This is a genomic window from Bacillus sp. Marseille-Q3570, assembly GCF_946151055.1.
Taxonomy (GTDB): domain Bacteria; phylum Bacillota; class Bacilli; order Bacillales; family Fictibacillaceae; genus Pseudalkalibacillus.
On the sequence record NZ_CAMGYZ010000004.1, the window covers coordinates 69,481 to 84,330 of the forward strand.

The 14,850-nt window shown below is 45.8% G+C and carries 13 protein-coding genes; 2 read left to right on the forward strand and 11 right to left on the reverse strand.

The annotated features are described in order from the left end of the window. Window positions 1-455: 455 nt before the first annotated feature. The 9 genes from N8M93_RS08265 to N8M93_RS08305 form a co-directional block, all read right to left on the reverse strand. On the reverse strand, window positions 456-1,823 hold the full coding sequence (locus tag N8M93_RS08265; protein ID WP_261130899.1) for a hypothetical protein: 1,368 nt from the start codon (window positions 1,821-1,823) through the stop codon (window positions 456-458). Then, window positions 1,813-2,370, reverse strand: a complete 558-nt coding sequence (locus N8M93_RS08270; RefSeq protein ID WP_261130901.1) for a sigma-70 family RNA polymerase sigma factor — start codon at window positions 2,368-2,370, stop codon at window positions 1,813-1,815. The genes N8M93_RS08265 and N8M93_RS08270 overlap by 11 nt, the downstream gene beginning before the upstream one ends. A 462-nt stretch (window positions 2,371-2,832) precedes the next feature. After that, window positions 2,833-3,429 (reverse strand): flavin reductase family protein, encoded by a 597-nt coding sequence (locus N8M93_RS08275; RefSeq protein WP_261130903.1) that lies wholly within the window; start codon window positions 3,427-3,429, stop codon window positions 2,833-2,835. 26 nt (window positions 3,430-3,455) lie between these two features. Continuing rightward, on the reverse strand, window positions 3,456-4,715 hold the full coding sequence (locus tag N8M93_RS08280) for an MFS transporter (RefSeq protein ID WP_261130905.1): 1,260 nt from the start codon (window positions 4,713-4,715) through the stop codon (window positions 3,456-3,458). 51 nt (window positions 4,716-4,766) lie between these two features. Further along, window positions 4,767-6,272 carry a sodium:solute symporter gene (locus N8M93_RS08285; protein WP_261130907.1) on the reverse strand — a complete coding sequence of 502 codons (1,506 nt, stop codon included), beginning with the start codon at window positions 6,270-6,272 and terminating at the stop codon, window positions 4,767-4,769. Continuing rightward, window positions 6,269-6,514 carry a hypothetical protein gene (locus tag N8M93_RS08290; protein WP_261131440.1) on the reverse strand — a complete coding sequence of 82 codons (246 nt, stop codon included), beginning with the start codon at window positions 6,512-6,514 and terminating at the stop codon, window positions 6,269-6,271. Before N8M93_RS08290 ends, N8M93_RS08285 begins: the two co-directional genes overlap by 4 nt. Window positions 6,515-6,710: 196 nt before the next feature. Further along, a complete protein-coding gene (gene leuD, locus N8M93_RS08295) occupies window positions 6,711-7,304 on the reverse strand; it encodes a 3-isopropylmalate dehydratase small subunit (RefSeq protein ID WP_261130909.1) in 594 nt (197 codons plus the stop codon). Continuing rightward, the gene (gene leuC, locus N8M93_RS08300; protein ID WP_261130910.1) at window positions 7,288-8,727 is read right to left on the reverse strand and encodes a 3-isopropylmalate dehydratase large subunit; all 1,440 of its coding nucleotides are present in this window, start codon (window positions 8,725-8,727) and stop codon (window positions 7,288-7,290) included. The genes leuD and leuC overlap by 17 nt, the downstream gene beginning before the upstream one ends. A 16-nt stretch (window positions 8,728-8,743) precedes the next feature. Next, a complete protein-coding gene (locus N8M93_RS08305) occupies window positions 8,744-9,952 on the reverse strand; it encodes a CaiB/BaiF CoA-transferase family protein (RefSeq protein WP_261130913.1) in 1,209 nt (402 codons plus the stop codon). Between the two features lie 229 nt (window positions 9,953-10,181). On the opposite strand from N8M93_RS08305, the gene N8M93_RS08310 reads away from it, so the two are divergent. After that, complete coding sequence (locus tag N8M93_RS08310; protein ID WP_261130915.1) at window positions 10,182-10,856, forward strand: GntR family transcriptional regulator; 675 nt, start codon at window positions 10,182-10,184, stop codon at window positions 10,854-10,856. Continuing rightward, on the forward strand, window positions 10,853-11,737 hold the full coding sequence (locus tag N8M93_RS08315; RefSeq protein ID WP_261130917.1) for a hydroxymethylglutaryl-CoA lyase: 885 nt from the start codon (window positions 10,853-10,855) through the stop codon (window positions 11,735-11,737). Before N8M93_RS08310 ends, N8M93_RS08315 begins: the two co-directional genes overlap by 4 nt. A 226-nt stretch (window positions 11,738-11,963) precedes the next feature. Here N8M93_RS08315 and N8M93_RS08320 read toward each other — a convergent pair whose 3' ends face one another. Together N8M93_RS08320 and N8M93_RS08325 are read right to left on the reverse strand one after the other, a co-directional pair. Beyond that, window positions 11,964-13,724, reverse strand: a complete 1,761-nt coding sequence (locus N8M93_RS08320; RefSeq protein ID WP_261130919.1) for an iron ABC transporter permease — start codon at window positions 13,722-13,724, stop codon at window positions 11,964-11,966. Continuing rightward, entirely contained in the window at window positions 13,721-14,845 is a 1,125-nt protein-coding gene (locus N8M93_RS08325) for an ABC transporter ATP-binding protein (protein ID WP_261130921.1), read from the reverse strand. Before N8M93_RS08325 ends, N8M93_RS08320 begins: the two co-directional genes overlap by 4 nt. Window positions 14,846-14,850: the final 5 nt, after the last annotated feature.

Below are 14,850 nucleotides of genomic sequence, written 5' to 3' on the forward strand. Positions count from 1 at the left end.
ATGTAAAAATAGTAAATTCAGTTGGTTATCTTGTTTTGGTAACCGACTCTCCATCCTTCCGAATCTAATAAGATTACAGAAAATCCCTGTAATACATGGAGTCAGACCGCATTCCACACCCAACATTCCATAGTTGTATTGTTATATCCTGCAAACTTTTCAAAGCAAATAAAATCAAAACTATTTAACTACGAACCAAGTAGGTCAAGCTGAGTGCGTGCCTGGCACTTATTAGAAACCCTTGAGCCACAAGCACTACAGATTGGTGCCAGGCACCGAATGAAAAGCCTTGGTACCATTGCCTTCTTTTTCGGTGCCTGGCACCTTTCGAGAACCGTTGGGGCGCAAGGGATAAATTGTCGTGCCTGGTACATAGTGTTCAATAAAATACCCGATCGTACATGAGAATCGATGTACGATCGGGTCGTCTCCTACTTCAGTTATTTTATTGATATTCAAGTTGTGCCACTGTATAACTGAACGTGCTGGAACCCTTCAGAGCCGAAGTGGAATTGGATCTCAAATGGTTTTTCATCGTAATTATAGCTGTATGTGTTATACAAGGCAGGTGGCTCGAATTCGTACTGGTACTCTTGGAGTCTTTCTTTCAACTCTTCTTCTGATATTTCCTCCGCCTTTTTTATTTGTATGACATATACTGTTTCTCCTTTGAACTTTATAAGAAGATCCTCATAAGTTAACGAAGGTAGATCATCACTTTGAGGAGTTCCGGGATCATTTTTCATCGGCTTCCCTAAATGTTGAATGACTTCTTCTTTTGTGGAATTATAAAGCGGGTCGAATGTATTCATTTTATATCCGGTTAATTCTTGTGCAAGACTTACAGGTGAACTTGGTTCATCACCTGGTGAATTACTAGGTTCTTCTTCATTTTCTTGGGTGCTGGCTTCTTCATTATTTTCAACAGTCTCATCATCACTCACAGCGTTTGTATCAGCGTAACCCGCAGGAATATCAATCGTAAATTGGTCGGCTACAAGATTGGGCTCTATGGTCATTCCTTTTGTTGTGACTGTTTGGATGATTTCATTATTTTTCCATACAGTTAACCCCAAAACGATCCCGGTGTCTTCCATGATTTCCATTCTGAATTTTTCAGTGTCTTTTTTTCCCTCAATCATAACAGCGTCTTGGTCTTTGCTATCCTCATTCTGCTTTATCTCCCAGGTCTCAAAAGCTTGAAGATACGTGTTTGCTAACTCTTTAGGATATAAATAGGTTGAGTAGGCTTGTAGCTCTGGTTCGAAGTCTACACCTGCTGTTTTTGTATAGGTTTGTTTTTTATGATCGACCATCATTTTTTCATGATCTTTTAAAACAATCTCTATATCGGAATCATTGTTTTGGATATGTTCGTAATACGATTGCAACTCTTGGTCTACCGCAAAGTTTACAGTTGTAATATCATCAGCTTCTTTATTTTGTATAGTGTAGCTTCCCTCAACAGTTTTAAAGAAAGGAGCAGTATTCAACATTTTATTATAAATTGCTTGTTGGGAAGTGGTTTCTTGCGGAACTTCAATTGGCGGTTTATCCGTTTCTTCCGGTCCTGGATCAGCTGGTTGATTAGCCAGCTCTCCATTGGAAATATAAAAATATAAAAATGAAGCGAATGCCAACAAGGCAATCAGAGATAAAACAGGTTTATAAAACTTCCCTAAAGTAAAAAAGTTCGTATTCTTATTCAGTTGCTCCTTGTTCAATTGTTCAATGATCCTTTTTTCTCTTTGTTTATCAAATGTATTTTTGTCAAAAACATGTTGATCAAGTGATGTTTTCAAATCTTCAAGCTTATTCCCCATTGGATGAGCTCCTTTCTAATTCCTTTTTCAAAATGGAGCGAGCTCTTTGCAACCGTGTCTTAACAGTAGCTTCTTTCATATTCAATAAATTGCTGATTTCTTTTATCTTGAGATCCTCGTAATAATGTAAAATGATGATCTCACGGTATTTGACTTGTAATCGGAAAACACTTTGGGACAGCTCATCATTGTTGTTGAAAATCTCGTATTCATCTCGCTTCTGTTTTGTCGGAAAGAAATTAGACAAAACGACTCTTTTAAAATAAGAGGATTTCAAGTAATCTTTGCATTGATTTGCAGTAATTTTATAGAGCCATGTTTTTAAGGACGAATCACCTCTGAATGATTGAAAGTTACGAAACGCTTTTAAAAATACTTCTTGAACAATATCCTCAGCTAATCCCCAATCTTTAACATAACTGAATGCAAAATTGGTCATCTGTTTGCCGTATGTGGTGACAGCTTCACACATTATCTCTCTATCTTGATATGAGTCGGCTTTTGCATATGCAGGTTTACCACTATTACTCGAGTATGGCAAAATCAAACAACTCCCTCCCCCTTTATACTACTATGACGAGGAAGGACATGGAAAAAGATTCAAAAAAGAAGAACTAATGTAAAACGTCTATACGCGTGCCAGGCACCGAACGAAAACCCTTGAGCTGACTGGGTGCTGTTTCGGTGCCTGGCACTTATTAGAAACCCTTGAGCCACAAGGACTACAGATTGGTGCCAGGCACCGAATGAAAAGCCTTGGTACCATTGACTTCTTTTTCGGTGCCTGGCACCTTTCGAGAACCGTTGGGGCGCAAGGGATAAATTGTCGTGCCTGGTACAGAGGTTTTATTATGATGAGCGACATTTTTTGCGTTTGGTCAATCAAATGTTTGTTTAAGGGGTTAGAGTGGTTGATGTGGTGGGGTTTTGGATTTCAATCAAATGTTTGATTAAAAATAGAAAGCCCAGTTGAACAACGGTTTGTTCAACTGGGCTTTCTCTACATCTATCATCTCGGCAGTTTGAAGAATGTGGTGTTTTCGCTGTAGTTACCTGCTAGTCTTCCGAGTGGTTGGAGTTTTTCCAAATTGACTTTGTATGGCTCGACATAGTATTCATCCTTGATGTGATAGTGGATCATTTCGCCGAGGATGAGGTGGTCGGATCCGAGCTGGATGATGTCATGCAGCTTGCATTCCATCTGGATCGGTGCTTCATCCACCCGCTTTGGCTTAACGACGGCACTTTCTACTGGGGTCAATCCAGCCTCCTCGAACTCGTCCACCTCGCTTGGGAGGTTTTCTGAGCTTTTTTGCATCTGATTCCCTAATTCAGAAGGCACTACATTGATGACGAATTCTTTCTGCGACCGGATATTCATAAGTGTATCTTTTTCCGTACCTGCTCGTTCTCCTACACCAGGCCCGATCGAAATCGCCAGAATCGGCGGTTTTCTGGAAGCTACCGTAAAGAAACTGAATGGAGCAAGATTCATTTTCCCTTCCTCAGAAATGGTCGAAACCCATGCGATCGGCCTTGGTACCACCGATCCTGTCAATAATTTATAAACTTCTTTTGTCCCTAGTTGTGATGGATCAAATTCCATTTTCTTTTCCCTCCTCTATCCATATATCAGGAGTCTGTTAAACTCGTTTTCCGGACATGGCGCGAAAACATCGTTAACAGTACTATTACAATACCCATAATTGCCGTGATTGAAAGCCACCCTGCTGTGTAATGCCCGTTCTGGTCGACCATCAAGCCGAAAATAGGCGGTATGAAAATGACGCCCATCGAACCTAACGTGATGCTGAATCCGCTCGATAGTCCGGTTTGTTCTTTCGGAACGAGTTCTGACGCGATATTCATCCAGATCCCGTTGAATCCCGAAACGCAAAATCCGAACACGATAATGATCGGAACCAGTACGAAGAAAGGAGTACCTTCTGGCAAAAAGGCGACGGTCGTACTTGCAACCGCTGCTAAAACGGCGATGATGTAGACAATAATCAATCGTCTTCCGTTGAACAACCTGTCACTGATGACACCCCAACCGATTCTTCCTAGCGAACCGCTCACCTCTGATATGACAAGCAGTATACCAGATAAAAACAGGCTGATCCCCATTTTTTCATAAGCGAACAGAACAAGGTACGTATTGAGGCACATCTGCGAGCCGTTCAACCCCATCGCACTCAAACTGATCAACAGCAATGGTTTGTTTTTTCCCATTTTCAAAAGCGATCTGCTAAAGAACGATATGCCTACTTTTTTTCGAGGCTTCAAGCTTCCCAATGGATCCCTGTAAAAAGCGAAAGCGACAAAACCGGTGATGACCAAGCCAATGCATGCGATCAAAAGAACCGGACGCCATCCGAATTCAGCTGAGAGCGGCAGCAGCAAAAACCCTGCCATGGCGGAGCCGAACGTGATGCCCATCTGCTTGATGCCCATCGCTGTCCCTCTTTGCGTTTGAGAAAACCAGTATATGATGCCTCGATTCGAAGTTGGATGCATCGCGCCGTATCCGAGTCCGCCGATCAAGACTAAAAGCAGGACGAAAACGAAATTCGTCAGCATCGTCATGATCAGAAAACTGACGCCCAGGCAGAGCGAGAGCATCAAAAGCAGCCGCCTGGACCCGATGAAGTCCGCCATGAATCCAACTGGAATTGATGCTAAAGCCTGCCCGATAAAAAGTGCAGATGGCAGCAGCCCGATTTCTGCTTTTGTAAGGGAAAGATCATCTCCGATCAATATTCCCAACGGTCCGAGGCTCCGGCCGACGAACGCCACCATCAACTGAGCAATAAGAAGCCACAGCAGCATACGCCATGGCTCTATGGAAACTCTTCGTTCTGCTTTAAGCTCAACCGTGTTCACATCAATCATCTCTTTACTACTAATCTTTTTTTAAAAATCTACTTTTAAATGGAAATCCTATTATGCCTCGATTTTCAATGATGTCATCTCGTCCGCCTGACCTTCCTGCTTAGAAGACACAGGTACGAGGACGGATCCGACTACGGCTACACCGAAGTTCACCAACAGCCCGATGACACCACCGTGGATGCCGTATACGGTGCTGTGCCCAGAGAGCGTCATTACTCCGGCGATGATGGCACCTAAGAGCATTCCCCAGAATACAGGCTTTGCAGAAAGCTTTTTCCAGTACAGCCCTAAGATGAAGGCTGGGAAAACCTGTACGAGTAATTCGAATTTTAACACGAAAATCTGATAAAGTGTTCCTGGAGGATTCCAGGCGATCAATAGCAAGAGAATGACTGCGATTACGCCAGCCACTTTCCCGACCAGGACTTTCTTATGTTCCGAAGCTTTCGGGTTGATGAAGTTCCCGTAAATATCATTGGAAACCATTGACGAAAAACTGAGCAAAACTGAGTCGGCTGTGGAAACGATCGCCGCAACAATCCCACCGAAGAAGAGGATCATCACCCAGTAATAGAACGAATTGATCGAAGCGATTTCGTTCGCCATCATCCCGACGAGTTGTTCTGAGTTGGCTTCATTCAACCCTGGGAACATCGAAATCCCGATGATTCCGATCACGAATACCAAACCAGTTGTAACTGGAGGCATCCACGCCATACGCGCAAAGGATTTCTTCAATGTCTTTTCACTTTCAGCCGAATAGATCCGCTGGACCGCATGCGGATAGATCGCCGCACCACATCCTACAAGCAATAAGATGCTGAACCAGTTGACCGAAGTTTCCATTGCAGGTAACCCGACTTTGGCAGGTTCTGAATCCATGATGAAAGTCGTGACATTCGTGAGGTTTCCTCCGACGAGATAGAGTGCCCCTCCAAGGAAAACAAGGATTCCGACCATCAGCACAATCCCTTGCATGACATCTGTAAAGGCGACGGCCTTCATTCCGCCCATCCACTCATACGCCAGCATGACAAGGATAAAAGCGATGACGGCAACCTGATACGGGATGGTTCCCCCAGTCATTCCTGCTACCGCTTGTCCAATGGCGACAAGCTGTTCCAACAAGTAGTTCCCTAGTCCCCATAACATGAGGAACACGCCCAACAGCGTCACAGCTTTCGAGTTGAAACGATAACGGAGCCAGTCCGTCGGTGTAATGAATTTATTCCGTTTCGAAATGACGTACAACCTTGGTGCGAACAAGAGATAAACACCGATGATGATGGTCATGAACGAGACGGATTGAAGCCAGGAAAACCCGGTTCGATACGCTGTCGGCGCATATCCGACGATCGTATTTCCACTGTATTGCGTCGCATAAAGGGTAAAGAACAAGGCGATGAAGCCCAGATTTTTACCAGCGAGAAAGTACCCTGACATCGAGTGATGCAGTTTCTTGTCCCCACGACCGGATAACCAGCCGATCAGGAGCATGACCAGGGCGTAAAAGACGAGGATGATGACGCCGTCAATGCCTGAGAATGTTAGATTCATTGATCATCCACCTTCCTTTTTTCCGCTTCTTCAATGTCCTCGACGATGTGCCATTCATGTGTACATAACCAGCTCAGATACCCGCACAGGACGAGTGAAAAAATCGCCGATATGAATGCCCAAAGCGGAAACCCTAGAATGATCGGTTCGACGGCTTTTCCGGGATAGTACCATGGCACGATGGCCAGGACAATCAAGACCAGTCCAATCCAGATCCATTTCTTCTTGATCGGCTCTTTCATCTTTTCCACGTGTTACGACCTCCCTGAAATGATAGAATTTTGTGAAAATTAAGGGTAAAGAAAACTTGGCTAAGCCTAGCCTTAGGCGTAGGCTGAGCCATTCGTTCCTCGAAAAAGCAGTTGCCTTTCCTTCGTGCGGTGTATTGCTTCCAAAGAAACCAGCTTGTGCATTTATACTTTCTTTAAGTGCAAAAAATCAATAGTAAATCTTATGGTCTTTCTCAAAGGAACTGATTTTGTCGTCATGTATCAATGTAGCGCCTACTTCATCAAGGCCCTGTAAAAGTTGCGATTTTTGATAAGGCCTGATTTCGAAGGTTGTGTTGAATTCCTGTTCATCGGTGATCGTCTGTGTTTCTAGATCGACTGTAAGACGGTAACCTGGATTCTGCTTTGTCCGGCGGAAAAGAGTCTCCACTTCTTCCTCTTGTAAGACAATTGGCAGAATGCCGTTTTTGAAGCAGTTGCTGTAAAAGATATCCGCAAAGGACGGTGCAATGATGACGCGGAATCCATAATCCTCTAATGCCCAGGGTGCGTGTTCGCGAGAGGAACCACAACCGAAGTTTTTACGGGCCAGGAGGATCGAGCTTTTACGATACTCAGTCTGGTTCAATACGAATTCCGGATTTTCATTTCCATCCTCAAACCGCCAGTTATAGAAAAGAACCTCACCGAATCCAGATTTCGTAATCCGTTTCAGAAACTGCTTCGGAACGATTGCATCCGTATCGACGTTTTCGACATCCAACGGTGCGACGATTCCTGTATGCTTATTGATAGGCTTCATTCGGTGCTTGCTCCTTTCGCGCTATGACTTGCCACTGTCTCACATCTGTAAAGTGGCCTTTGATCGCTGCTGCGGCCGCCATTTCCGGACTGACGAGATGGGTGCGGGCTTTCGTACCCTGTCTTCCTTCAAAGTTCCGGTTGGACGTTGAGGCGCATCGTTCTCCAGGCCCTACGATATCGTCATTCATTCCGAGACACATGCTGCAACCCGCTTCCCTCCACTCGAAACCAGCATCCAAGAAAATTTTGTCCAGCCCTTCCTTCTCAGCTTGCTTTTTTACGAGCTGGGAGCCTGGGACGACGAGCGCCCTCACCCCATCTGCCACTTTGTATCCGTTTACAATTTCCGCGGCCTTTCTCAAGTCTTCAATCCGGCTGTTCGTACAGGAACCGATGAATACGACATCAAGCGTGAGGTCCTGGATCTCCTCTCCACCTGAAAGTCCCATATAGCCCAAAGCTTTCTGGACATTCAATTTTTGTGTGGAGTTGAATTCATTGACTTGCGGAACCTTCCTGGTTATACCTGTGACCTGGCCAGGATTCGTCCCCCATGTCACCTGAGGCTCGATTTCACTTGTATCGAATTCAACGGTGAGATCAAACTCGGCATCTTCATCGGTGTACAGCGTCTGCCAATCGTTCAGCGCTTCTTCCCAACCCTCCGCTTTCGGGGCGTAATCTTTATTTTGCAAGTATCGGAAAGTGGTCTCATCCGGTTGGATCAGTCCTGCCCTTGCCCCCATTTCGATCGACATGTTACAGACCGTCATCCGTTCTTCCATCGATAGTTTCCGGATCGCTTCACCACGGTATTCGATGACGTAGCGAGTCGCGAAGTCATGACCGAATTTACCGATCAACGATAAGATGAGGTCCTTCGCAGTCGTTCCTTGAGGGAGTTCACCCTCCGCGTTGATCGCAAGCGTTTTTGATTTGTACTGTTTCAACGTTTGAGTCGCGAGGACGTGTTCAACCTCACTCGTCCCGATTCCGAAAGCGAGTGCTCCGAATGCCCCGTGTGTCGAGGAATGGCTGTCCCCGCATACGATCGTCTGTCCAGGTTGTGTGAGGCCAAGTTCCGGAGCAATGACATGGACAATTCCCTGATGCTGGTGATGCAGATCGAACAGCTTCACCCCGAACGCTTTGCAGTTTTCTTCAAGGGTTCGGACCTGCTGCCTTGCAACTTCATCCTTGATCGGTTCATTCCGGTTTATCGTCGGGATGCTGTGATCCATCGTCGCAAACGTCAAATCCGGCCGGCGGACCTTTCGATCATTTAATCGCAGCCCTTCAAAAGCTTGTGGAGATGTTACTTCATGGACCAGGTGGAGATCGATATAGAGGATCGCCGGCTGTTCCTCTTCTCCATGAACAACGTGGCGGTCCCATATTTTCTCATACAAGGTCTTCCCCATCTCGTTCCCTCCTTTTTCAGATGATATTGGTCGCCTTCAATTCCTCAAGTTCTTTTTCAGTGAATCCTAAGAGTCTGCTGTAGACTTCCTCGTTGTGTTTCCCTGATTTTTCAGGTCCAGGGTGATTGACTTTACCAGGTGTCCGGCTTAACTTCGGCACGATCCCCGGCATCGGAAAATCCCCGAGCTGAGGATGATCGACTTTTACAATCATTTCACGTTCTTGATAGTGCGGATCTTCGACGATTTCTTTTGCGGTATAGATCATTCCGGACGGGACGCCTTTTTCCTCGAGCTTTTGGAGTGCTTCTTTAGCCGGCAGGGATTTCGTCCATTCTTCGATCATAAGGTCAAGCTGTTTCATGTTCCTGCCTCGCGCATGATGGGTTGCGAATCGTTCATCTTCCGCCAGTTCTGGTTGTCCCATCGCTTCACAAAGCCTCCTGAACACACCGTCTGCATTCGCACCGATCACGATATACGTCTCGTCTTTTGTAAAATAGATGTTGGAAGGTGCTACGCCGGGAAGGATATTTCCCATCCGCTCCCGAACATATCCAGCAAGCAGGTAATCCGGTATCAAACTCTCCATGACGGAGAAGACCGATTCATATAGTGCGGTGTCGACGACTTGTCCTTTGCCTGACTGTTCCCTCTCATGGAGGGCGACGAGACAGCCGATCGTCGCAAATAATGCGGCCAGTGTATCGCCTATCGATATGCCGATACGCGCCGGGGCACGATCCGGGAAACCGGTGATGTTACGCAATCCACCCATCGCTTCCCCAACGCTTCCGAAACCAGCGCGGTGTTTGTATGGTCCGGTTTGTCCGAAACCTGATGTGCGCATCATGATCAGCTTCGGGTTGATTTCAGATAATGTTTCATAGGACAAATTCCATTTTTCCATCGTTCCCGGCCGGAAATTTTCGATGATGATATCTGCGTCTTTCACCATTTCTTTTAAAAGCTCTTGCCCTTTTTCCTCACGCAGGTTCAAGGTGATCGATTTTTTGTTCCGGGACTGGATCGGCCACCAGAGTCCAACTCCGTCTTTCTCTTTGCCCCAGCTTCTCATTGGATCTTCTTTATCAGGGGGCTCGACCTTGATGACCTCTGCACCGAAGTCTGCGAACAATCTCCCTGAAAACGGACCAGCTAAAAGGGTCCCCAATTCAAGCACCCGCACCCCCTCGAGAGGCAAGCGTTCTTGGTTTTCACTCATATATGAAATCCTCCTTACATGGCGGTTGTCTAAAGATTCTGAATGTTGCATACAATACTAACAAACTTGTATACAAAAAATCAACGATATTTTGTAAACGCTTTATATTTGGGTGTTTTTAACTAAAAATATGGTATAAATTAGGTTATTTACCAGTGTTTTCAGCGTTGTTTTTTGAATTTATTGAAAATTACACTCTGTTTGTATACAATGAAAACGAGGTGTTGATATGAATGTATACAATTATATAAAAGATGCAATTGTGTTAGGAAAATATGAGCCGGGGATGCGGTTGACTGAGGAGCACCTTGCCAAAGAGCTGCAGATGAGCCGTACACCGATCCGTGAAGCGATCAAAAAACTGCAGGCGGACGGGCTGATTGTTCCATTGAAACGCGGCGTTAGTGTACGTAGTTTTACGAAAGAGGATATCCGTCAAATCTATGATCTCCGGACGTTGTTGGAGGGTTATGCTGCTTCACAGGCCGCGATCCATCGGACGGAAAAAGATCTTGAGAAAATGGCGGAAGCTAACGAATTGTACAAGCAAGCAATCGATGAATGTGTACAATCCGATATCCATAGCGTCAAAAGAGTCGTCGAGGTGAACCAACAGTTTCATGAGGCAGTTGTCATGGCATCAAGAAACCAACATATTCATTTCCATATTTCAAAGGTCGTTGTCGTCCCGCTGATCTTCCGGTCGTTCTATTGGTATGACCGCGGTATGCTGGAACGCTCCCTCGAAGTCCATCGCATTATTTTAAAAGCGATCGAGAACCAGGAATCCGAGCGGGCACGTATCGCGATGCATGAACATATTTACGAAGGTCGGGACCACGTGTTGACCCATTTGGAAGATATAAAGAACCACCATCTTATAAAAGAGGAGGATGTACATTGATTGAAATCTGTGAAGTCGGTCCAAGAGACGGAATCCAGAATGAAGCGAAGTTTGTCCCTACTGAAACGAAAGTGGAGTTGATCGGCAAACTGATTGACGCTGGCATCCGCTATATCGAGGCTGTATCGTTCGTCAATCCAAAAGTCGTCCCACAGATGGCAGATGCAGAAGAGTTGTTGACCAGGTTGCCGGAACGGGATGACGTCAAATATGCCGGACTGATTTTGAGCCGATCCGGGTTGGAAAGAGCGTTGAAGACGAACATCGGTTATTTGCATGTCGTCACGACGACGAGTGATTCGTTCAATCTGAAGAATGCGAAGCGGACTGTTGCTGATGCGACAGAGGAATTGAGCAAAGTCGTGGCAGATGGTGTTTCGGAAGGACGGAATGTCGTCGGTGTACTAGGAACCGCATTCGGCTGTCCTTTTGAAGGAGAAGTGCCGGTTGAACGGGTGTTAGGTGTGGCTGAGGAGTTTTTGAAAGCTGGATGTAAGGCGATTACCCTGGCCGATACAACAGGGATGGCGAATCCGAATCAAGTATCTGAAGTCGTAGGAGCATTTAAGAATGAGTTTGGTGATAACCTGGATCTCGGGTTGCATTTCCATAATACGCGCGGGTTGGGTTTGGCAAACGTGCTTGCAGGTTATAATGCAGGGGTGGAACGATTCGACTCTTCAATCGCCGGTCTTGGCGGATGTCCATTTGCTCCGAAAGCCGTCGGCAACGTCTGTACAGAAGACATGGTGAACATGTTCCGTGGCATGGGTGTCGAAACCGGCACCGACCTCGCACAACTCCTCGAAACCGCGAAATGGATGGAACAGAACATAGGCCGCTCCCTCGACGGAATGCTCATGAAAGCAGGAATTGCGTAATCTATGAAGCATGAGATTAATAGATAAAATATTAATAGAAAAAAGTGCCAGGCAGCGAATTTTTGCGGTGCCTGGCACTTTTTATGAATGCAGATATACCAAGGCGTCTGAAACTGTGCCAGGCACCATTTCAGATTCCTTGTGCTGCTTGGGTTTTATTTTGGTGCCAGGTACACTTTTGAAAACCTTGGTACGTAAGGACTTTGAAAGTGTACCTGGCACCGTTTCAAAGTCCAGGTCCCACCTGGGTTTCTTCTTGGTGCCTGGCACCGCCTGTGGTATCTTTGCGGACTTGCTTCTTTGTGCTTTTGGTTGATACTTTTTTGGCGAGTGCTTGCAGGATCAAGACGATGATGATGAGCAATACGGACATGGCTGCTGCTGTGTAGTATTCCCCTCTGAGTATATTTTGGAAGATCGCTAGACTCATAGGTGCCCATTGGGCGGGTGCCATCAAGACGGAAATACTCGTCTCCTTGATGACAGTGACAAATACAAGAATCGAGCCTGCTGCGATTCCCGGCAGCATCAACGGTCCGATCACCGTGATCGCTGCCGTTAGTGGTGTCGCGCCGAGATTGACTGCTGCTTCCTCGATATCTTTCTTGATCGACCGCATAGTGCCCATCGTCGAACGGATCATGTAAGGCAGCCTTCGTATACTGTAGGCAACAATGAGGATCAATGCTGTACCTGTCAGTTGCAAGGGTGCGGTATTGAAGGTCTGGATCAAGGCGATTCCGAACGCGATACCAGGTACGACCAACGGAAGCGACGTAAGAAAATCCAACTTCGTCGCATTTTGCCGGACCACAAAATAAGAGACGAACGTTGCAATCACCACACTCAAGATCAGTGCACCGGTGGCGAGGATGATACTGTTCGAAATGTTTTCGAATGAAGAAGTGAACACCGTTTGATAATGCTTCAACGTGTATCCTCTCGGCAATGGAGATGCGCCCCAGGTAGTCGCGAATGATTGCAGAACAACTGATAGGACTGCAAACAACGGTACCAGAACGACCAATCCCGAATAACCAGCTAGTAATCTAGTTACGAGCTTATTATCGTTAAGTTTTTGTTTCTTCGGTTTACCGGATACTGCGCCATAGTCCCTCCCCTTGAGCAGCAGATTCTGCAGCCAGAAGAAAAATGCGGCGACCAATACCATGATGACAGTTAATATCGCAGCACCTGCCCAATTGAAGAATCCAGCGATTTCCCGATAAGCTTCAACGACGATCAAATTAAGATCTTTCGGCGCAAGGATGATCGGCGTCCCGAAATCAGAAAAACTGACAGTGAAGATCAATAGTGCACTTGAAATCATCCCCGGCAATGCCAGCGGGAAGGTAACGAAGAGTAACGTCACCCAGCTTTTCGCTCCCATATTTTGCGAGGCTTCTTCCAGTGTTACATCACTGATTTTAAAAGCAGCGACCATCGGCCATAAGGCATAAGGAAAGAAAAAGAACACCTGGACGAGAACAATCCCGGTCATCGTGTATGGGTTGATGAAGCTGCCTTCAAATCCTATGGCCTGATACAGTTGTGTAAACCATCCCGTACGACCGAACATGAGGATGAACGCATAAGCTGAAATGAACGTCGGAATGATCAAAGGAATCGTACATAAAGCAGAAATCGTCTTTTTGAACGGCATGGTCGTCCTTGCGATCCCGTAAGCAATCGGGATACATAGCAGAATCACCAATAACGACACAAGCAATGATAATCCAAGGCTGTTCTTCAACGCATCAAGATAACCTGATCGTGACAGGATCTCTGTATAATATTCAAGGGAACTCCCTTTGAACTTTTCGATTGTTGCGTTCAAGGTATCAAGGTTGGTCAAGGACCCGAGCAAGTTGATCGGCTGTCCCGTAAAACTGACAAGGAAGACCGATAATAACGGAATGATCAAAAACAATAAGAAAAACGCTGAAATGATCCACTTTAATACGGATAAACCATTAAAGCTTTTCATATCAACAGCACCCTCTCAGGTTCAATTGTAAGATGGACTTTATGACCTGGTGAGAGTATGCTGTCCCCGGATTTATAGGTCGTATCTACGATGATTTGATGAGTGCCGACCTGGATATCATACCTGACCACCGCTCCTAAATATGTAGAAAACATGATCGTACCTTCTAGGATATTTTTGGCAGGATCGATTTCATGTTCCTGGATGATTGAGATGTTTTCCGGGCGGATCACCACTTCCACTTCATCTTTTTTCGGTTTTGAGATCGAACGTATTTGAGAGCCGTTGAACTGGACCGTACAATACGGATCTTCACGGTTCACGACTTTTCCTTTCAGGATGTTCGAACTCCCTACAAAATCTGCAATGAAGCTTGTCCCCGGGTTACTGTACAGATCTGTAGGCGTTCCAATCTGTTTTACTTTACCGTCGCTCATGACAGCTACACGATCAGCCATGCTCATCGCTTCTTCCTGATCATGGGTGACGAAGATCGTCGTGATCCCTAAATCTTGCTGGATCCTTCGAATCGTGTTCCTCATCGAATGACGCAGTTTCTGATCCAGGTTGGATAATGGTTCATCCATCAACAATACAGCAGGTTCCATGATCAGTGCCCTGGCGAGTGCGACACGTTGCTGCTGACCCCCCGACAATTCGCTCGTCAAACGATCAGCTAGATGCGCAAGTTCCACATATTCAAGTGTTTCCCATACTTTTTGTTCGATATCTTTCGGGTATTTGGAAAGCCGCCTGCTTAATAGTCTTGCGTATGTAGACAACTTTCCTGTCAGTCCGCTTTCTTTTAGTTTTTTAATATTAAGACTGTACGCTACGTTTTCAAAAACGTTGTAATGCGGGAATAAGGCATAGCTTTGAAAGACCATTCCACAGTTTCTTTGGTTAGGCGGAGCATGGTTGACTACGTTATCTCCGATCTTGATTGTACCGGAAGTTGGATTTTCAAAACCCGCGATGCACCTCATCGTCGTCGTCTTACCGCAACCTGATGGGCCCAGGAGGGCAAAGAATTCGCCCTCCTTGATTTCCAAATTGACATCACTGAGTGCTTCTACGTCATCGAATTTCTTGACCAAATTTTCAATCTTTACTGAGCCCAAGAAAT